The 16,830-nt window shown below is 71.1% G+C and carries 23 protein-coding genes and 2 riboswitches; of the genes, 10 read left to right on the top strand and 13 right to left on the bottom strand.

What is annotated here, in order from left to right:
- Positions 1-41 precede the first annotated feature (41 nt).
- The 4 genes from ABIC61_RS11840 to gcvT form a co-directional block, all read right to left on the bottom strand.
- Positions 42-578, bottom strand: coding sequence for a hypothetical protein (locus ABIC61_RS11840; protein ID WP_354030055.1), 537 nt, complete (start codon positions 576-578; stop codon positions 42-44).
- A gap of 154 nt (positions 579-732) precedes the next feature.
- On the bottom strand, positions 733-3,657 hold the full coding sequence (gcvP, locus tag ABIC61_RS11835) for an aminomethyl-transferring glycine dehydrogenase (RefSeq protein WP_354030054.1): 2,925 nt from the start codon (positions 3,655-3,657) through the stop codon (positions 733-735).
- Complete coding sequence (gcvH, locus tag ABIC61_RS11830; RefSeq protein ID WP_354030053.1) at positions 3,654-4,031, bottom strand: glycine cleavage system protein GcvH; 378 nt, start codon at positions 4,029-4,031, stop codon at positions 3,654-3,656. The genes gcvP and gcvH overlap by 4 nt, the downstream gene beginning before the upstream one ends.
- A 4-nt stretch (positions 4,032-4,035) precedes the next feature.
- Positions 4,036-5,154, bottom strand: a complete 1,119-nt coding sequence (gene gcvT, locus ABIC61_RS11825) for a glycine cleavage system aminomethyltransferase GcvT (protein ID WP_354030052.1) — start codon at positions 5,152-5,154, stop codon at positions 4,036-4,038.
- 49 nt (positions 5,155-5,203) lie between these two features.
- Positions 5,204-5,305, bottom strand: a riboswitch (glycine riboswitch).
- A riboswitch (glycine riboswitch) is annotated at positions 5,306-5,407 on the bottom strand. It lies immediately after the preceding riboswitch.
- A 95-nt stretch (positions 5,408-5,502) separates the two neighbouring features.
- Here gcvT and ABIC61_RS11820 point away from each other — a divergent pair.
- From ABIC61_RS11820 to ABIC61_RS11805, 4 genes are read left to right on the top strand one after another with little or no spacing between them, the layout of a single operon-like run.
- Positions 5,503-5,895 (top strand): BlaI/MecI/CopY family transcriptional regulator, encoded by a 393-nt coding sequence (locus tag ABIC61_RS11820; RefSeq protein WP_144755300.1) that lies wholly within the window; start codon positions 5,503-5,505, stop codon positions 5,893-5,895.
- 13 nt (positions 5,896-5,908) lie between these two features.
- Positions 5,909-6,646 carry a M56 family metallopeptidase gene (locus ABIC61_RS11815; protein WP_144755303.1) on the top strand — a complete coding sequence of 246 codons (738 nt, stop codon included), beginning with the start codon at positions 5,909-5,911 and terminating at the stop codon, positions 6,644-6,646.
- Between the two features lie 40 nt (positions 6,647-6,686).
- A complete protein-coding gene (locus tag ABIC61_RS11810; protein WP_144755305.1) occupies positions 6,687-7,169 on the top strand; it encodes an FBP domain-containing protein in 483 nt (160 codons plus the stop codon).
- Positions 7,166-7,420 (top strand): hypothetical protein, encoded by a 255-nt coding sequence (locus ABIC61_RS11805; protein WP_079238412.1) that lies wholly within the window; start codon positions 7,166-7,168, stop codon positions 7,418-7,420. Before ABIC61_RS11810 ends, ABIC61_RS11805 begins: the two co-directional genes overlap by 4 nt.
- Before the next feature lie 6 nt (positions 7,421-7,426).
- On the opposite strand, the gene ABIC61_RS11800 is transcribed toward ABIC61_RS11805, so the two are convergent.
- From ABIC61_RS11800 to ABIC61_RS11790, 3 genes are read right to left on the bottom strand one after another with little or no spacing between them, the layout of a single operon-like run.
- Positions 7,427-8,137, bottom strand: a complete 711-nt coding sequence (locus ABIC61_RS11800) for a hypothetical protein (RefSeq protein ID WP_354030051.1) — start codon at positions 8,135-8,137, stop codon at positions 7,427-7,429.
- Positions 8,134-8,301, bottom strand: a complete 168-nt coding sequence (locus ABIC61_RS11795; RefSeq protein WP_354030050.1) for a ribbon-helix-helix domain-containing protein — start codon at positions 8,299-8,301, stop codon at positions 8,134-8,136. The genes ABIC61_RS11800 and ABIC61_RS11795 overlap by 4 nt, the downstream gene beginning before the upstream one ends.
- 42 nt (positions 8,302-8,343) lie before the next feature.
- Positions 8,344-9,231, bottom strand: coding sequence for a LysR substrate-binding domain-containing protein (locus ABIC61_RS11790; RefSeq protein WP_354030049.1), 888 nt, complete (start codon positions 9,229-9,231; stop codon positions 8,344-8,346).
- Positions 9,232-9,299: 68 nt separating this feature from the next.
- Here ABIC61_RS11790 and ABIC61_RS11785 point away from each other — a divergent pair, with 68 nt between their 5' ends.
- From ABIC61_RS11785 to ABIC61_RS11775, 3 genes are all read left to right on the top strand, one after another.
- Positions 9,300-9,797: a GNAT family N-acetyltransferase gene (locus ABIC61_RS11785; RefSeq protein WP_354030048.1), complete on the top strand. Its 498-nt coding sequence runs from the start codon at positions 9,300-9,302 to the stop codon at positions 9,795-9,797.
- A gap of 94 nt (positions 9,798-9,891) precedes the next feature.
- Positions 9,892-10,347: a GNAT family N-acetyltransferase gene (locus ABIC61_RS11780; RefSeq protein WP_354030047.1), complete on the top strand. Its 456-nt coding sequence runs from the start codon at positions 9,892-9,894 to the stop codon at positions 10,345-10,347.
- A 17-nt stretch (positions 10,348-10,364) separates the two neighbouring features.
- A complete protein-coding gene (locus ABIC61_RS11775) occupies positions 10,365-10,553 on the top strand; it encodes a hypothetical protein (protein WP_079238408.1) in 189 nt (62 codons plus the stop codon).
- Positions 10,554-10,627: 74 nt separating this feature from the next.
- Here ABIC61_RS11775 and ABIC61_RS11770 read toward each other — a convergent pair whose 3' ends face one another.
- Positions 10,628-11,815 carry a MalY/PatB family protein gene (locus tag ABIC61_RS11770; RefSeq protein WP_260852732.1) on the bottom strand — a complete coding sequence of 396 codons (1,188 nt, stop codon included), beginning with the start codon at positions 11,813-11,815 and terminating at the stop codon, positions 10,628-10,630.
- A gap of 271 nt (positions 11,816-12,086) precedes the next feature.
- Here ABIC61_RS11770 and ABIC61_RS11765 point away from each other — a divergent pair, with 271 nt between their 5' ends.
- The 3 genes from ABIC61_RS11765 to ABIC61_RS11755 all read left to right on the top strand — a co-directional run bounded on the left by ABIC61_RS11765 (position 12,087) and on the right by ABIC61_RS11755 (position 14,091).
- Entirely contained in the window at positions 12,087-12,863 is a 777-nt protein-coding gene (locus tag ABIC61_RS11765; protein WP_354030046.1) for an isocitrate lyase/PEP mutase family protein, read from the top strand.
- A gap of 83 nt (positions 12,864-12,946) precedes the next feature.
- A complete protein-coding gene (locus tag ABIC61_RS11760; protein ID WP_354030045.1) occupies positions 12,947-13,573 on the top strand; it encodes an HD domain-containing protein in 627 nt (208 codons plus the stop codon).
- A gap of 230 nt (positions 13,574-13,803) precedes the next feature.
- Positions 13,804-14,091, top strand: a complete 288-nt coding sequence (locus ABIC61_RS11755) for a hypothetical protein (RefSeq protein ID WP_354030044.1) — start codon at positions 13,804-13,806, stop codon at positions 14,089-14,091.
- A 57-nt stretch (positions 14,092-14,148) separates the two neighbouring features.
- Here ABIC61_RS11755 and ABIC61_RS11750 read toward each other — a convergent pair whose 3' ends face one another.
- The 5 genes from ABIC61_RS11750 to ABIC61_RS11730 form a co-directional block, all read right to left on the bottom strand.
- Positions 14,149-14,520 (bottom strand): hypothetical protein, encoded by a 372-nt coding sequence (locus ABIC61_RS11750; RefSeq protein ID WP_354030043.1) that lies wholly within the window; start codon positions 14,518-14,520, stop codon positions 14,149-14,151.
- Positions 14,521-14,599: 79 nt separating this feature from the next.
- The gene (locus ABIC61_RS11745; protein ID WP_354030042.1) at positions 14,600-14,779 is read right to left on the bottom strand and encodes a hypothetical protein; all 180 of its coding nucleotides are present in this window, start codon (positions 14,777-14,779) and stop codon (positions 14,600-14,602) included.
- A gap of 408 nt (positions 14,780-15,187) precedes the next feature.
- Positions 15,188-15,652 carry a DUF8821 family protein gene (locus ABIC61_RS11740; RefSeq protein ID WP_354030041.1) on the bottom strand — a complete coding sequence of 155 codons (465 nt, stop codon included), beginning with the start codon at positions 15,650-15,652 and terminating at the stop codon, positions 15,188-15,190.
- A 31-nt stretch (positions 15,653-15,683) separates the two neighbouring features.
- A complete protein-coding gene (locus ABIC61_RS11735; protein ID WP_354030040.1) occupies positions 15,684-16,208 on the bottom strand; it encodes a GNAT family N-acetyltransferase in 525 nt (174 codons plus the stop codon).
- A gap of 4 nt (positions 16,209-16,212) precedes the next feature.
- The gene (locus tag ABIC61_RS11730; protein WP_144755345.1) at positions 16,213-16,488 is read right to left on the bottom strand and encodes a type II toxin-antitoxin system TacA family antitoxin; all 276 of its coding nucleotides are present in this window, start codon (positions 16,486-16,488) and stop codon (positions 16,213-16,215) included.
- Positions 16,489-16,830 lie beyond the last annotated feature (342 nt).

Below are 16,830 nucleotides of genomic sequence, written 5' to 3'. Positions count from 1 at the left end.
TGCCAGCTGGCACCGCGCCTCCCGTCATCGGGACGCCGTCATCAGGTGTTGTACTGGGCGAAGACCGACTGTGCACCCTCCCCGCCGAAGGGGAGCGCCACCCACGTCAGCCCGACCTGGCCACGGACATTGCCGTCGTAGGTCGTCAGGGTCCGGTTGACGGAGTACGTGTTGCACCCGGCTGCCGGGATGTCCTTGGTGCCGTGGTCCTTGTTCGCACCCGGGTGGTAGGTCGTCACCGTCGGCGAGATGAAGTTCGGGGTGGCGCCGGGCAGCTTGCCGACGCACACCCGCACGGAGTCCAGGTGTGCGGACTTGGCGGAGACCGACGACCAGTTCGAGTAGACGGCGAGGCTGATGCTCGAGCCGTCGACCACCGGGTAGGTGAGCGTCGACGTGTACTGCCCCGCCTTGGTCACCCGCGTGGTCGTCTCGGACGCTGCGTGCGCCGGTGTGGCGACGCCGATGGCGAGGACCGCTGCGGCGCCGGCGGCCACCGTGGCTGCCCAACGCCCTCCCCGGGTGAAGCCCCGACGGGCTCGGTGTTCCGTGCTGGTCTTCGTGTTCGTGATCGTCATGTGGTTCCCCTCTCACTGTTCCGATCGGACCCGTCCAGGTGACCAGTTCGGTCGGACGGGTGTCGCGGGTGCTCAGGGAATGCACGAGAACATCGGTTGGTCGGTGCCCGCCCCGACGACGCGGGGCGGGCACCGCCGACAACGGCACCGTCGGTCAGGCGAACGCCTCGACCGGCGGGCAGGCGCAGACCAGGTTGCGGTCGCCGTAGGCCTGGTCGATCCGTCGCACCGGCGGCCAGTACTTCCGGGCGCTGATGCCCGGCAGCGGGTAGACGGCCTGCTCGCGCGTGTACGCGTGCGTCCACTCGCCGGAGATCACCGACGACGCCGTGTGCGGCGCGTGGACGAGCGGGTTGTCGTCCGCCGGCCACTCCCCACGCTCGACGGCCGAGGCCTCGGCGCGGATCGCGAGCATCGCGTCGACGAACCGGTCGAGCTCGGCCAGGTCCTCGCTCTCGGTCGGTTCGACCATGAGCGTGCCCGCGACCGGGAACGACATCGTCGGCGCGTGGAAGCCGTAGTCGACCAGGCGCTTCGCGACGTCGTCCACGGTGATGCCGGTGGTGTCACGCAGCGGGCGGAGGTCGAGGATGCACTCGTGCGCCACGAGGCCGTCCTCGCCCGTGTAGAGCACCGGGAACGCGTTCCGCAGGCGGGCGGCGATGTAGTTCGCCCCGAGCACGGCGGCCTCGGTCGCACGGGTGAGCCCCTCGAGTCCCATCATCCGGACGTAGGTCCAGGTGATCGGCAGGATGCTCGGGCTGCCGTACGGTGCCGCGCTGACGGGACCGCCGGCGTGCGCCAGGCGGTCGTCGGCATCGGCGCTCGTCGCGCCCGTGCGCCGGTCGGACTGCTGCGCGAACGGGTGTCCGGGCAGGAACGGTGCGAGGTGCGACTTCGCCGCGACCGGTCCGACGCCGGGTCCGCCGCCACCGTGCGGGATGCAGAACGTCTTGTGCAGGTTGAGGTGCGAGACGTCGCCGCCGAAGTCGCCGAACCGGGCGTGACCGAGCAGGGCGTTGAGGTTCGCCCCGTCGACGTAGACCTGGCCGCCGGCGTCGTGCACGGCGTCGCAGACCTCGCGGATGTCGTGCTCGTAGACGCCGTGGGTGGACGGGTACGTGATCATCAGCGCCGCGAGCTGCTCGCCGTGCTGCACCGTCTTCGCGCGGAGGTCGTCCAGGTCGACGTTGCCGTTCTCGTCGCATGCCACGACGACGACCTTCATGCCGGCGAGGACTGCGGACGCCGCGTTCGTGCCGTGCGCACTCGACGGGATGAGGCAGACCGTCCGGGACTCGTCGCCACGGGACCGGTGGTAGCCGCGGATCGCGAGGAGTCCGGCGAGCTCGCCCTGGCTCCCGGCGTTCGGCTGCAGGGAGACGGTGTCGTACCCGGTGACCTCGGCCAGCCAGGTCTCCAGGTCACCGATCATGTCGAGGTAGCCCTCGACGTCCTCGCGGGGGGCGAACGGGTGCACGTTCGCGAACTCCGGCCAGGTCACCGCGGCCATCTCGGTGGCTGCGTTGAGCTTCATCGTGCAGCTGCCGAGCGGGATCATGCCGCGGTCGAGGGCGTAGTCCTTGTCGGCGAGGTGCTTCAGGTACCGCATCATGCGGGTCTCGCTGCGGTGCGCACTGAACACCGGGTGCGTCAGGTACTCGCTCTGGCGCTCGAGGGCGGACGGGAGGCCCGTGGCCGCGTCACGCACGGCCGCCTCGGTCGCGGGGACGGTCACGTCCACCGCCCCGAACACGCCCGCCAGGCGGGTGACGTCGTCGGGCGTGGTCGTCTCGTCGACGGAGAGCTGGAACACGTCCCCGTCCACCTGGTGCAGCAGGAAGTCGGCGTCCTGCGCCGCGGCGACGACCGCCCCGGCGCGACCGGCGGCCCGCAGGGTGAGCGTGTCGAAGAACGCGTCGTGCACGACGTCGAGACCGGCGTCGCGGGCGACCGCGGCGAGCGCCGACGTCGTCCGGGCCACCCGGTTCGCGATGAACCGCAGCCCTTCGGGCCCGTGGTAGACCGCGTACATCGAGGCCATGACGGCGAGCAGGACCTGCGCGGTGCAGATGTTGCTCGTCGCCTTCTCGCGGCGGATGTGCTGCTCGCGGGTCTGCAGGCTGAGTCGGTACGCCATCGCGCCGTCGGCGTCGAAGGACACCCCGACCAGGCGACCCGGCAGCTGGCGCTCGAGCCCCGCGCGGACGGCGAGGTACCCGGCGTGCGGGCCGCCGAAGCCGAGCGGGACGCCGAAGCGCTGGCTGGTCCCCACGGCGACGTCGGCGCCGAGGTCTCCGGGGCTGGCGAGGAGCGTCATCGCGAGGAGGTCCGCCGCGACGACCGCGATGCCGCCGCCGGCGTGGACGCGCTCGATGGTGCTGGACGGGTCCACGATCCGTCCGGAGGCACCCGGGTACTGCAGGATGACGCCGAAGGCACCGTCGAGCTGCTCGTCACTCGGTCCGGCAACCGGGTCGAAGGACCGCAGCGTGATGCCGACGGCCTCGGCCCGGTGGTCGAGCAGCGCGCGCGTCTGCGGGAGCAGGTCGGCGTCGACGAGGAACGCGTCGCCCTTCACCTTGGAGGCGCGGCGGGCGAGGAGCATGCCCTCGACCACGGCGGTGCCCTCGTCGAGCATCGAGGCGCCCGCCGTGGCCATGCCCGTCAGGTCGGAGACCATCGTCTGGAAGTTGATGAGTGCTTCGAGCCGGCCCTGCGAGATCTCCGGCTGGTACGGCGTGTAGGCCGTGTACCAGCTCGGGTTCTCGAGCACGTTCCGCTGGATCACCGCGGGCGTGTGGGTGCCGTGGTACCCGAGGCCGATCATGGCGCGGCGGACCGTGTTGCGTCCGGCCTTCGCGCGGAGTTCGGCGAGCGCCTCGGTCTCGCCGACGGCGGCGGGGATGGACGAGCGTGACTCCGGGGCGGCGTGGATCGACTCCGGGATCGCGGCACGGACCAACGCGTCGAGCGACGCGTGCCCGACCGCGTCGAGCATCGTCTGCTGGTCGGCCGGCGTGGTGCCGATGTGCCGGTCGGCGAAGGACGTCTGGAGGTTCTCGAGGTCGCCGGTCATGCGATGGACGCCCGGTACGCGTCGTGGTCCATGAGGTCCTCGGGGAAGGACGTGCCGTCCACCTTGATCTTCACGAGCCAGCCGACGCCGAACGGGTCCTGGTTGACGGTGTCCGGCGCGTCGACGACGGCGTCGTTCACCGCGACGACCTCGCCCTCGATCGGGGCGAACAGCTCACCGACGCTCTTCGTCGACTCGATCTCGCCGATCTGGTCGCCGGCGGTGGTCGCGGTGCCCACGGCGGGCAGCTCGACGTAGACGACGTCACCGAGCTGCTCGGCGGCGTGGTCCGTGATGCCGACGGTGACGGTGTCGCCCTCGACGAGGAGCCACTCGTGGTCGGCGGTGTACTGGAGTGCGGTCTGGTCGGTCACGGGATCAGCCTTTCTGAGGGCGGCGGTAGAAGGGGAACGCGGTGACGGTGCTGGGGATGGCCGTGCCGCGGACGTCGATGTGGAGGAGTTGTCCCTCGGTGGCGAGCGCCGGGTCGACGAACGCCATCGCGACGGGGTGTCCGAGCGTCGGCGAGAGCGCCCCGGAGGTGACGGTGCCGACGATCACGCCCTCGTGCACGACGTCGTACCCGGCCCGCGGCGCGCGACGGCCCTCGGTCACGAGTCCCACGAGGACACGCGCGTCGGTGGCGGGCACCACGCTGTCGGACCCGACGAAGTCACCGTCCTGGGCGACGACCCGGCCGAGCCCCGCCTGCGCCGGGCGCACGTCGGTGCCGAGCTCGTGTCCGTAGAGCGGCATGCCGGCCTCGAGCCGCAGGGTGTCGCGCGCGGCGAGCCCGGCAGGGACGACGCCACGGTCGGCACCGGCCTCGAGCAGGGCGTCCCAGAGCGCGGTCGCGACGGACGGGTCGCTGTAGACCTCGAAGCCGTCCTCGCCGGTGTACCCGGTGCGGGCGACGAGGACGTCGGACCCGTCGAACACGGCGTGCAGGACCCGGTAGTACCGGAGCTCGTCGAGCGGGGACTCCGGCTGCAGGCGGTCGGCGACGACGAGGGCGTCGAGCGTCCCGGCGGCCGCGGGCCCCTGGATCGCGACGAGCGCGGTGCTGTCGGAGTCGTCGGAGACCACGACGTCGAACCCGTCGGCGCGGGCGGTCAGGGCATCGACCGCCACCTGCCGGTTGGACGCGTTCGCGACGACGAGGAAGACGTCCTCGTCGGTGCGGTAGACGACGAGGTCGTCGAGGATCCCGCCGTCCTCCGCCAGGAGCAGCGAGTACTTCGCCCGACCGACGGCCATCGCGCCGAAGGACCCGGCGAGCGCGTGGTCGAGGAACCGGACGGCCTCGGCGCCGGTGACGCCGATCTCCGCCATGTGCGAGAGGTCGAACACCCCCGCCGCCTGACGCACCGCGTGGTGCTCGGCGAGGTCGGACGAGTAGCGCACGGGCATGCGGTACCCGGCGAAGTCGGTGAAGGACGCACCGGCGGCTTCGTGCGCGGGCTCCAGCGGGGAGGAGCGCAGTGGGGACGGACTCATGGCGGAGTTCTCCTGGCATCGGCAGGGCCCGACGACCGTCGTCGGGTGGAACTCCCCCTCTGTCATGTGCCTGAGAGTTTCACCGCGGCCCGTGAGGTCCGGCGGCTTTCACCGTGGGCGAGACGACCGAGCGTCTGCTTTTCAGAGTGGCCTGTCCGCTGCGGTGTTGGACCTGAGAGATTGGCGGGGGGATTGCTCCTTCGGTGTCGATCCGGTGCCAGGGGCACCGCAAGACGTCTCCCGCGACGGATGAGCGGCCGGTGTTCAGTTGTCCGCGCACGAGCATACCCAGCCCGCGTTACGGGCATGTGTCGTGTGCCGCGCTTCGACATCTCGTAGAATGCCCGGGTGGCAGGACAGCGATCGCGCCCCCGTGGGCAGCTGGAGCAGGCGGTGCTCGACGCGCTCTGGTCCGCCGAGACCGGGCACAGCGCTCATGAAGGGCTCAGTGCCCGGCAGGTCCTCGACGCGTTCCCGGAGCCACGCCCAGCACTGACGACCGTGCTCACGGTGCTCGACCGGCTCGGCCGCAAGGGCCAGGTGGAGCGGCAGCACCACGACGATGCGCCACTGACCTTCCGCGCGACGAACAGCCGTGAGGAACAGACCGCCTCCCTCATGTCGAACGCCCTCGCGGCCGCGACCGACCGCGAAGCCGCCCTCCTGCAGTTCACGGGGTCACTCGCCTCCGACGACCTCGACGTCCTCCGCCGCGCCCTCGACGCCCGAGCCCGCTCCTGACGGACCCCCTGCCGTGGTCGTCACCGGAGTCGTCCTCATCGCGCTCGCCCTCGCGGTCGTGGTCCTCGCGCCCCGGTTCCTGACCCGCTCGGCGTGGACGATCGACCGTCCACGCACCGCGCTCGTGTCGTGGTCGGTCGCCGTCCTCCTCGGCGTGGTCGGCTTCGTCGCCGGCATCACCCTCGTGGTCCTCGCGAACCGGCCGATCACCGACCCGTTCCGCCTCGGCGACTCCCCCACGCACGGCCTGAACATCGGCGTCGCACTGCTCGCGGTCCTCGCGTTCGTCATCGCGGTGCGCGTCCGCCCCGGCCCCGAGCACGACGCCGTCCGCGAGGCCATGCGCTCCGGCGCGGCCCCCCACCGCGAGATCGACGGCACGCCCGTCGCGGTCGTCGAGGCCGAGCACGCACTGGCTTGCGCGGTCCCCGGCAGGTCCGGCGGGGTGCTGGTGAGCACCGGGCTCGCGGACCGACTGCGGACGGACGAACTGGAGGCCGTGGTCGCCCACGAGCGAGCGCACCTGACCCAGCGCCACGCGATCGCGGTCGGGGTCGCCGAATCGATCGAGCGTGCGGTCCCGTGGATCCCGGGGGCACGCGCCATGGCGCGGTCGACGCGCGTCCTCGTGGAGTTCGCGGCCGACGACGCGGCCGCCCGCCGCGTCGGGCGGGACGCGCTGCGCCGGGCTGTCCTGGTGGCGGACGGGACGAGCGCGCTCGGGGCGATCCGTGCCTCCAGGCTGTCCTGAGGGAGCATCTGTCGGAGGCGAGGAATAAGGTGATCGGACCGTGAAGCCACTGACCGAAGCAGACATCCGTTCGTCGTTCGTCAACGCCACCCCGGACGAACTCGCCCAGCTGCCCATCCCGGGCCTGCACGAGATGCTCTGGGACGAGCGCGAGTTCCTCGGCTGGCGCGACCCCCAGGCCGCCCGCCGCGGGTACATCGTGTCCTGGATCGACGAGCGCCCCGTGGGCATCGTCGTGCGTTCCGCCGGTGGATCCCTGCGTCCCGGCATCGCCGCGATGTGCTCGTTCTGCCACTCCCCGCAGCCCGCGACCCAGGTGCGTCTGTTCTCGGCCGCACGCGCCGGCGAGTCCGGGCGGAACGGCAACACCATCGGCTCCTACATCTGCGAGGACCTCGGCTGTTCCATGCTGATCCGCACGGCACCGCCGCACCTCAACCCACCGGCGACGATCGCGATGCGGGGCGAGGCACTGCTGCAGCGGGTCCGGAACTTCACCGAGGACGTCGCGAAGACCGCATGAGTCGGTTCAGCACCGCGCGGTGGGCCGTCGTCGAGGAGCTCGGGGACGGCCGGTGGCGTCTTACCCTGCGTGACGAGGCCGACGACGAACTCGGGGCCTTCGGTCTCGGGGTGGAGGGCCCGTGGGACCCGGACGTCGAGCCGCACGTGGGCTTCGTGCTCGTGCAGCTCGGCCTGACACTGCGCGGCGCTCGGCCGTGGCGCACCGACGAGCTGGGCGACCAGCGGGCACCGGTGCTGCCGCTCGGCTGATCCGCGTCAGCTCGACCGCGTGTACCCGTAGAGGTCCTGCTGGACGGCGTTGACCCAGAGGTCGGGGCCGTCGGGCCGAGCGACGCGCAGGGTCCGGTTGTAGGCCTCGTCGATGATCCTCGGCTCGAACCCGGCCTCGGTGAGGCGCGTCGCGAGCGCGTCGAGCTCCCCGGAGTACTCGAACGACAGCTCGACGCCGTGCTGGTCGGCCCCATGCAACGCCAGAGCGCCGCCGCCTGCCGCGGTGAAGTCGATCCACACACCGCTGTCCGACGTGAGCCGGCGACGGAGTCCCACGGCCTCCGCGACCCCTGCCTGGGCCGTGAGGTCGGCGCCGTACCAGATCGGCATCACCGTCAGCGGCGACGAGGTGCTCCCGGTCGCGGACGTCGACGTCGTCGCGGACATCGGGAGGGGGTCGTCGACCACGAGCAGCGGACCGATGTCGTCGAGGACGGTCCGGCGGACCGTCGCACCGGCGTCGACCAGGGTGCGCTCGAGGTCGTCGAGCGCGGCCGCGGAGTCGGTGAGCAGGACGATCTCGGTCCGTTCCTCGGCGACGGTGTCGACCCGGTGGACCGCGAGGACACCGTCCCCGGCGAACTCGGACCACACGTCGTCGCCGCCCGGCAACGGCTGGAGACCGAGGCCACTGGCGAGTGCGTGCCACGCGGGCGGATCGGTCGTGTACTGGATCTGCTGCACGGTGATCGTCATCGGGTTCCCCCTTCGGATTCGGACACGTACGCGGCAGCGATGCGCTCGACGAGCGCGGAGAGCGAGACCCCTTCGTCGATCGCACGGTGCTTGAGGTCACGCACCAGATCGGCAGGGAGGTACACGTTGAACTGCACCTTTGGGCTGTTCGCCTTGGCTACCATGCTAGCAATCTAGCGCCGTCGCGCCGGATTGTCACGCGGTTCTCACTCGGTGGCGGCGACGAAGTTCCGCAGGATCTCGCGGTCGTCGTCGGCACGGGCCGCCCAGACGAGCTCGCTCCGGTGGTCGTCGGCCTCGAGCGGCAGCAGGACGACCGAGTCCGGCGCTGCCAGGGTGGCGCTCTCCGGGGCGACCGTCACCCCGAGGCCCGCACCGACCAGGTGCAGGACGGTGGCCCAGGTCGTGGCCTCCTGCACGACGGTGGGTCGGCGCGCCCCGGAGACGACCGGCGCCAGGTTGCGCTCCGTCGCGACCGAACCGGCCGCTGCCGGGAAGAACACGAACGGGTCGTCGAGCAGCTCCGACCCGCGGATCGACGTCCGGTCGGCGAGCCGGTGCCTGTGCGGGACGGCGGCGACGAACCGCTCGCTGCGGAACGGCAGGAAGCGCACGGCCGGGTCGGGATCTGGGTCCCGCACGATCGCCAGGTCGAGCTCGCCGCGGACGATCCGTGCCAGCAGCGTGGACGAGTACCCCTCGGTGAGTTCCACGCGCACGAGCGGGTAGCGCTCCCGGAACGCCTGCACCCGTTCGATGGGACCGAGCGGCAGCGCCGAGACGACGAATCCGACGTCGAGCCGACCGGCCTCGCCCCGACCCACACGCGCCGTCTCGTCGAGGTCCCGGCGGGCCTGTTCCAGGAGCGACCGCGCCCGACCCTGCAACACGCGTCCCGCCGGGGTGAGCGCGACGCTGCGACTCGTCCGGGTGAACAGGTCGACGCCGAGCTCGCGCTCCGTCCGCCGGATCTGCTGCGACAGTGCGGGCTGGGCGATCCGGAGGCGTGCGGCGGCCCGTCCGAAGTGCAGCTCGTCGGCCACTGCGAGGAACGCCCGCAGCTGGCGGAGGTCGACATCTGGTGCCCGATCCATGCACACAGCGTATCGATCGGCGTGAACGAGTATTGGACGCCGCTCGACGGGCGGTCGAGGATGGGTGCATGCCCGATGCGACCACCGCCGACGCCCTCACCATCACCGACATCGCCTCGACCGCCGACGCCGAGGCCTTCCGACTCCTCAACGAGGCCTGGATCAGCCGGTTCTTCACGCTGGAGGACGAGGACCGCAAGCTCCTCGGCGACCCGCTCGGCCAGATCGTCGAGCCCGGCGGTGCCGCGTTCGTCGCACGCCTCGACCAGGACGGTCCGGTCATCGGTTGCGTCGGCATCGCTCCCGTCGCCCCCGGGGTGTTCGAGCTCGTCAAGATGGCGGTCTCCCCCGAGCACCAGGGCCACGGCACCGGCCGGAAGCTCATCGCCGTCGCACTCGACCGCGCCCGGGCACTCGGCGCGCACCGGGTCGTCCTCGAGAGCAACGCCCAGCTCGCCAGCGCCGTGCACCTGTACGAGGCGTTCGGCTTCCGGCACCTCGGCCACGACGAGGTCGCCCCGAGTCCGTACGCCCGCGCCGACGTGCACATGACGCTCGACCTCTGACCTCGGCCACGCCGGCGGAACGACCAGTCCGGCAGCCGCCGGATCGCGCGGGACCGTAACGGGGCAGCCCGGCCGTCCGATAGCGTCCGACGAGATGCGGATCCACGAGCGCGCCGAAACCGACCTCGACCCCCTGGTCGAGGTGCTCTGGCGCGTCCACGGCACCGGCTACCCCAGCACCTGGCCGGACGCGCCGCGCGACTGGATCTCCCCCGACGGCCTGCTGGGTGCCTGGGTCGCGATCCACGACGACCAGGTCGTGGGCCACGTCGGCGTCGCCGTGCCGGCACCCGGTCGGATGGCCGAGGTCACCCGACTGTTCGTCGACCCCTCGCACCGCGGCAAGGGGATCGCCGACGCGCTCCTCGCCGCCGCCGAGGCCGCGGCACCAGGCACGCACCTGCGACTCGACGTCACCGAGGAGACACCCGACGCGTGGCGCCTCTACGAGCGCCGTGGCTGGTGCATGACCGGTCGCGGCCCCGCCGACTGGAGCAAGCCCTCGGGCGAGGTCCCGACCGTGCGCTACTACGCGAAGCGGGTCGGCTGAGCCGGTACGCTCGCGGCATGGCGACGTACGAGGTCCAGGCCGTCCGAGAGCGCGGCGCGTGGCAGGTCTTCATCGACGGGATCCTGGTGACCGAGGTCACGCGGTGGCCGTCCGTCGGGTTCGTGTCCCGTGAGTTCCTCGCGATGGACCGCACTGACGACCTGCGCATCCGTGTCGTGGGTCGCAACCAGTACGTCGACGACTGACGCGCCGAGCTCGCGGAGTGGGCCGACGCGCCTGAGCCAATCCGCGCCTCCGGTCCGAGGACCCTGCCCGCCGCTCACGCGACGTGCCAGACCAGCCCCTCCTGCGCACTCGACGGGTAGGCCGCCGCGATCCGCAGCACGGCCTCGCGCAGCGTGTCCGGCGAACACGCCAGGTTGAGCCGCGCGAACCCGCGCCCCTGCGACCCGAACCCGAGGCCGGAGTTGAGCGCGACGTAGGCGTGCTCGCGGAGCGGCACCGCCGGGTCGTCACCGAGCCCGATGCCGCGGAAGTCGAGCCACGCCAGGTACCCAGCCCGGGGCCGGGTGTAGACGACGCCGGGCAGGTGCTCCGCCAACAGCGAGCCGAGCAGCCGCTCGTTCGCGACGATCCGGGCGACCACGTCGTCCAGCCAGTCCGTCGCGAGCGTGAACGCCGCGAGGTTCGCGTGCAGCCCGAGGATGCTCGTGCGGCAGGCCACTTCCTCCCACAGGGTGTCGAGCAGGGTGGCGGTACGCGCGTCCCCGGCGACGATGACGGAGCACTTCACCCCCGCGAGGTTCCACCCCTTGCTCGCACTCGTGACGCACACGCTGCGCGCCCCGGCGGGCTCGGCGATCGCGGCGAACGGCGTGAACTGGACGCCGGGGTGGGTCAGGGGTGCGTGGATCTCGTCGCTGATGACGAGCACGTCGTAGCGCGCGGCCAGTTCGGCGAGCGCCAGGAGGTCGGCGCGGTCGTGCACGAGGCCGACGGGGTTGTGCGGGTTGCAGAGCAGGAACACGCCGACACCGCTGGCGAAGGCGCGCTCGAGGCCCTCGAGGTCGAGCCGGTAGACGCCCCACTGTTCGAGCAGCGGGACCTCCTCGACCTGACATCGGGCCTCTTCGACGAGCTCGAAGAACGGCGGGTAGACGGGCGGCGTGATGGCGACCCGGCCGCCGTCGGGCAGCGCGAGCCGCAGCGACTCGACGATGCCGACGCTGACGTCCGTCGCCAGGTAGACGCGCCCCGGGTCGACGTCCCACCCCCACCGGTCCGCGGCGAACGACGCGAACGCGGGCGCGAGCGGCCCAGGACCGTCGAGGTACCCGAGGTCGGACTGCTGCACCCGCTCGATGAGCGCCTGCCGGATCGCCGGCGCGACCTCGTGGTCCATCTCGGCGACGAACAGGGGCAGCACGTCGGGCGCGTAGCGCGTCCACTTGATGCTCGTGCGGACCCCGCGGAGCGTGCCGACCGGGTCCTCCTCGTCGTGCGCCATGCGTCCCAGCATGCATCGGACTGGAGGCACGGCGCGAGTCCGGACGTCATCTCGCGTCGTCTGCAGGGCGGGTCCGGGCCGGGGGCCGCCCCGTCGGCCGGGCACGCGGAGCTGCCGGTCTGCGATCGTCCACTGAGCAGAAATCGTCGGGTCGCTGGCGCCGACTCGACGATTTCTGCTCCGTGGATGAGCGTCACCCTCGACGCTACGGTGACGTCGTGCGACGCACACGATGATCCCTGCCCGGGCTGGTCGGCCTACTGTCGGCGTCATGAGCACGAGCACCGCCGACAAGGCGACAACCCTCAAGCAGCTGCACGAAGCCCCCGAGATCCTCCGGGTCGTCAACGTCTGGGACGCGATCAGCGCCAAGGTCGTCAGTGACCTCCCCGAGACGAAGGCGATCGCCACAGCCGGTCACTCGATCGCGGCGAGCCACGGGTACGACGACGGCGGGATGCCGCTGGACGTCGCCCTCGCCGGCGCAGCCAAGATCGCCGCCGCCACCGACCTGCCCGTCACCGCCGACCTGGACGACGGCTACGAGGACCCGGCCGAGACGATCCGCCGCGCGATCGGTTCCGGGATCGTCGGCGCGAACGTCGAGGACCGCCTGCGCCCGTTCGACGAGGCCGTCGCCCGCGTGGCCGCCATCACCGCCGCCGCGCAGACCGAGGGCGTCGACTTCCAGCTGAACGCCCGCACCGACGCGATCGCCCGCGGTGGTGAACGGCCGCTCGACGAGAGCATCGCCGACGCCATCGCTCGCGGGAAGGCGTTCCTGGACAACGGTGCCGCCCTGGTCTTCGTGCCGGGAGCCATCCAGCGGGACGTCGTGGAGCGGCTCGTCGAGGGGCTCGGCCGCGGGAAGCTCTCCGTCATCGGCCTGCCCGGAGCCCTCCCCGCTGCCGAGTACGAGGCCCTCGGGGTCGCGCGCATCTCCTACGGCCCGCTGACGCAGCGCGTCGCGCTGCGCGCGCTCCGTGACCTGGCGACCGACCTGTACGGCGGTGGCGTCGTGCCGGAGGACACCCCGACCCTGAACTGAACCAGGAACCGGACTGGAGGCACGGTGCCAGCTTGCTCCGTGCCTCCAGTCCGTCTGTCGGTCACCTCCGCTACGTTCGTGCCATGACCCTGGACGTCGACGCGCTGCTCGCACCGCCCTCCCCCGTGGCCGCGCGAGCGCTCGACGTCGTCCGGGCGTGGTCCTCGCCGGCGCTGGTGAACCACTGCCTGCGCTCGTGGGCGTGGGCGTCGCTGCTCGCACCGACGATCGACCTGGACCCCGATCGCGAGCTCCTCTTCGTCGCGACGATGCTGCACGACCTCGGCGTGACCCCGTCCTTCGACGCCCACTCGGTGCCGTTCGAGGACGCCGGCGGCGCCGTCGGCTCCGTGTTCGCGCTCGGAGCCGGCTGGGACGCCGCGCGGGCCCGTCGGGTCGGCGAGGTGATCGAGCGGCACATGTGGACGTCCGTCGACCCCGCTCTCGACGCCGAGGGGCACCTGCTCGAGGTCGCGACGTCGCTCGACGTCTCCGGGGTCGGGTTCGCTCGGTGGGACGCGTCAGACCTCCGTGCCGTCACCGATGCAGTCCCCCGCCTCGACTTCTCCGAGGCCTTCGACGGGGCGATCCACGAGCAGGCCGGTCGCAAGCCGTCCTCGTCCGCCGCCAGACTCGACGGTTCGGGGAACGTGGCTGCCGGCGGGACCCGTTGGACATCGTTCCTGGACATTCCGGCCACCATCGGGTAGTGTGTTCGTTTGGTGCACTGCAGCGAACCCATCTGACTCGCGCACACCGAACCGGCTCGAAGCCGATTCACCCGAATCGCATTCCCACGAGACCACCGCTCGATCCGAACGGACGAGCTGCACGTCGAAACGCGACGTGCCCGCCCCGCACTCGATGCGTCGCGCCGGACTCAGCCGTCCGCCGACACCGAGGCCCTGGGCGCCGAACGACCAGGAAGTACCGCAACACCATGACCAGCAACGAACGAATCACCATCATCGGCACCGCACTCGCGGCGCCGACCGTCTCACCCGACCGCATCGCCGAGTTCGGTGTGCGCGACGAGCGCTCGCAGCGCGAGTACCTCGTCCGCATCCCGGCCGACGACCTTGGTCGCTTCATCACCCGTGGGTCCCGCGTGGACGTCGACGGCGAGGCCGGCTGGACCGTGCCCGGCCGCTCGTGGCGCGGCGAAGCGAGCCGCACGCTCGTGCAGGCGCAGTCCGTCCGCACGGGCGAGCTCGCACTCGCTGCCTGAGCCCCACGCTCCACACACACGAATGCCGCCGAGCAGTGCTCGGCGGCATTCGTCGTCTCAGGGGCGGCTTCCCTCGTAGGCGTCGGGGTCGTCGGGGAGGTCAGGGTCGTCCGCCCCCACGAACCGCTGTCCGCCGTCGACGTCGAGTGGGCGCTCCGCGCCGGCCCGGACCGCGGCGTCACGCAGGTTGCGGATGAACCCGTGGTCCTCGGGTTCGAGTTCGTCGTCCGGTGCCGTGCTCACGGTCAGTTCGCTCGCCGGTCCCACGAGCACCGTCGTCCGGGTCACGGACCCGTCGTCCGCGACGGACGGGATCGAGACCGTGTCCGTCCGGCCGTTCGCACCGAGGACCGCTGCGTAGTCCGCGACCGCGTCGGCGATCAGGTCCCCTGTCAGGATCAGGCTGCCGTCGTAGTGGATGTACTTCACGTTTCCTCCTAGCAACCGACGGTAGGTGCGGGCGATGCACGTGGGCACAAGAAGCGCGTTCGGTGGCCAATCCGGCGCATCAGGAGCGCCGACGTGCGGCAGCGACGAGCTGTGACGCCGCGGCCAGGATTCCGGGCGCGATCGCGACGAGGCCTGCAGCCGTCGACCCCACGGAGATCAGGACGACCGCGGCCGCGAGCGCACCAACCGTCAGTACTTGTGCACCGATGACCACTGCTGCGGACTCTGCGCGGCTCACACGCTCTATCGCGTCCGCCGCGACTGCTTCCGAACGGAGGTGGCAGTCGATGAGCTACCGAGCGGCCCCTCCGACCACGAGCTCGTAGTCACGCAGCGCTCGCGGGGAAGCGATCGGACCGCTGAACAGTTCGGCAGCGGCTAGCGCGAAGACGTCGCTTTCTCCGTCCTGGCGGGAGATCGGTTGCTCGCTGTCTTCCTCTGATCTGTCAGGAGCGTCCGCATCGCTCGCAGCCTCGTGGTGTCGCCCGACATCCCGACACACGCTCCGTGCAGGAGCGCACTCATGATCCTCGTCGTCATCGTGCAAGTCCCGTCCGCTCCATCGCCGTCACTCGATGATGGCGCGGACGAGGAGACCGCAGCGAACATTTTGAATGCCCGGAGGGGCAGGGAGGCAACGCGCCGATCAGTACTCGCCCTTGACGACGAAGAACGACCCGCGGATCGTGCCTGCGAGCTTCGACTTCTGTCGCGCGAACTTGAATTTGTCCGCCAACTCCTCCGGCACGTCCATGCCGTCGGACAGCTTGAAGCCGACCGCCCGCTTCCCGCCGGGTTCCAGTGTGTAGAGCGCGTTGATAGCGAGCCCGGATTCGTAGAACACGTACGTCCAGCGGACGCCGTCCACCAGCGCCTCGGTCGCCTCGAGCGGCGGCGATGCGATCACGAGACCGCGCTCCTCCTGGAGCACCCGTGCGACGTAGTCGACCAGGTCGGGGACGTCGACGGCCGGATGGGTCGTGAAGACGTGGTCGTACTTGTTCTTGAAGTACCGAGCCTCGTTGGCACGGAGTCCCGCGAGGGCTTCGGCGACCGGCGAGGACTCCAACCCGGTGGTGGACACGTTCACGAAGTCGACGACGTACGACATGGGGCCTCCTGGTGCATCGCTCGTGGTGAACCTACCGTGCCGCAGCGTTCGCGGCGAGGATCGTCGCTTCAGCGTCCGCCACCAGCAGGTACATGCAGCGTGATGTCTCCGGGATCACGGCGAACCCGAATCGCTCGTAGAACGCCGCAGCCTCGTCGTCGATCGCGTACACGATCACAGCGCGCGCACCGACGAGCCGCGATGCTTCGATGCTCTTGACGAGCGCATCCTGCAGCAGACTCGTTCCGAGGCCCAGACCCTGGAACGCCAGATCCACGGCAAGCCGACCGATGAGGACGACGGGGATCGGATCGGGCATGTTGCGCCGCAACGAGCCCGGCACATCCGCCGACTGGAGCGAGCTGGCCGCGAGGCAGTAGTAGCCAGCGATCCGATCCGTCTCGTCGTCGATCGAGATGAACGTGCGGGATGCTCCGCCTGCTTCGTTGCGGATCGCGCGGATCTGCAGCCAGCTCGTCAGGGTGGGCTTGCCGCAGTCGAAGTGGCTGGTGTCGTCGTGCTGCGTGATCGGCCGAGGGCGCCGGAGGATCGCCATCGCTTCAGTCGACGAAGACGCTGGGGCGAGCCAGGAGGTCGGCCAACCCGGCGACGGACTTCGCCGGACGGTCGAGCACGGCGGAGAACGCGGCGAAGCTCTTGTCGGACATCGCGATCTCGCGCTCGCGGCGGATCGTGTCCTCCGCGTGTTCCACCAGGACGCTGACCGAGAAGTCCGTGATCGATCGGCCCGAGATCGCCGCGGCTGCTTCGATCTCGTGCTTCTGCTCCGGGGTGAGCCGGAGGTCGAGCCGATCTGACTTACGCGGGGCAACCATGTCACGATCGTACGGCAGATCGCCGTACATTGTCGACTCAGTCAGCCTCGCTTTCCGTCGAGCAGCGTGCGGGCGAGGAGGACCATCCGAGCGAGGTCCTCGACGCCTTCGGTCGGCCGCACGGGCTCGACGACCCTACGAGCGCGATCTGTCCACGATGCCGGAAGTCGATGACCCCACCCGTCGCTGCCACGATCCACGTGGACGCCGAACTGGAGCCAGGACCCGATCTCCGCCACCTCGACGCCACGATCCTCGACGAGTTCCCGGCCGAGCCACCGGGCAGGGCGCACCACCCTATGTACCGTCCGTGTGCCTCTCGACGGCGATCAGCCGCCCGTC

This window comes from Curtobacterium sp. 1544, assembly GCF_040544915.1.
Lineage (GTDB): Bacteria > Actinomycetota > Actinomycetes > Actinomycetales > Microbacteriaceae > Curtobacterium > Curtobacterium pusillum_C.
This window is presented reverse-complemented; position numbering and strand designations above follow the sequence as displayed.

Bases quoted from the DNA above. Each gene is read 5' to 3' on its own strand.
- ABIC61_RS11840 (WP_354030055.1), bottom strand. From the start codon at position 578: ATGACGATCACGAACACGAAGACCAGCACGGAACACCGAGCCCGTCGG.
- gcvP (WP_354030054.1), bottom strand. From the start codon at position 3,657: ATGACCGGCGACCTCGAGAACCTCCAGACGTCCTTCGCCGACCGGCAC.
- gcvT (WP_354030052.1), bottom strand. From the start codon at position 5,154: ATGAGTCCGTCCCCACTGCGCTCCTCCCCGCTGGAGCCCGCGCACGAA.
- ABIC61_RS11805 (WP_079238412.1), top strand. From the start codon at position 7,166: ATGAGTCGGTTCAGCACCGCGCGGTGGGCCGTCGTCGAGGAGCTCGGG.
- ABIC61_RS11800 (WP_354030051.1), bottom strand. From the start codon at position 8,137: ATGACGATCACCGTGCAGCAGATCCAGTACACGACCGATCCGCCCGCG.
- ABIC61_RS11795 (WP_354030050.1), bottom strand. From the start codon at position 8,301: ATGGTAGCCAAGGCGAACAGCCCAAAGGTGCAGTTCAACGTGTACCTC.
- ABIC61_RS11790 (WP_354030049.1), bottom strand. From the start codon at position 9,231: ATGGATCGGGCACCAGATGTCGACCTCCGCCAGCTGCGGGCGTTCCTC.
- ABIC61_RS11785 (WP_354030048.1), top strand. From the start codon at position 9,300: ATGCCCGATGCGACCACCGCCGACGCCCTCACCATCACCGACATCGCC.
- ABIC61_RS11780 (WP_354030047.1), top strand. From the start codon at position 9,892: ATGCGGATCCACGAGCGCGCCGAAACCGACCTCGACCCCCTGGTCGAG.
- ABIC61_RS11775 (WP_079238408.1), top strand. From the start codon at position 10,365: ATGGCGACGTACGAGGTCCAGGCCGTCCGAGAGCGCGGCGCGTGGCAG.
- ABIC61_RS11770 (WP_260852732.1), bottom strand. From the start codon at position 11,815: ATGGCGCACGACGAGGAGGACCCGGTCGGCACGCTCCGCGGGGTCCGC.
- ABIC61_RS11765 (WP_354030046.1), top strand. From the start codon at position 12,087: ATGAGCACGAGCACCGCCGACAAGGCGACAACCCTCAAGCAGCTGCAC.
- ABIC61_RS11760 (WP_354030045.1), top strand. From the start codon at position 12,947: ATGACCCTGGACGTCGACGCGCTGCTCGCACCGCCCTCCCCCGTGGCC.
- ABIC61_RS11755 (WP_354030044.1), top strand. From the start codon at position 13,804: ATGACCAGCAACGAACGAATCACCATCATCGGCACCGCACTCGCGGCG.
- ABIC61_RS11740 (WP_354030041.1), bottom strand. From the start codon at position 15,652: ATGTCGTACGTCGTCGACTTCGTGAACGTGTCCACCACCGGGTTGGAG.
- ABIC61_RS11735 (WP_354030040.1), bottom strand. From the start codon at position 16,208: ATGGCGATCCTCCGGCGCCCTCGGCCGATCACGCAGCACGACGACACC.
- ABIC61_RS11730 (WP_144755345.1), bottom strand. From the start codon at position 16,488: ATGGTTGCCCCGCGTAAGTCAGATCGGCTCGACCTCCGGCTCACCCCG.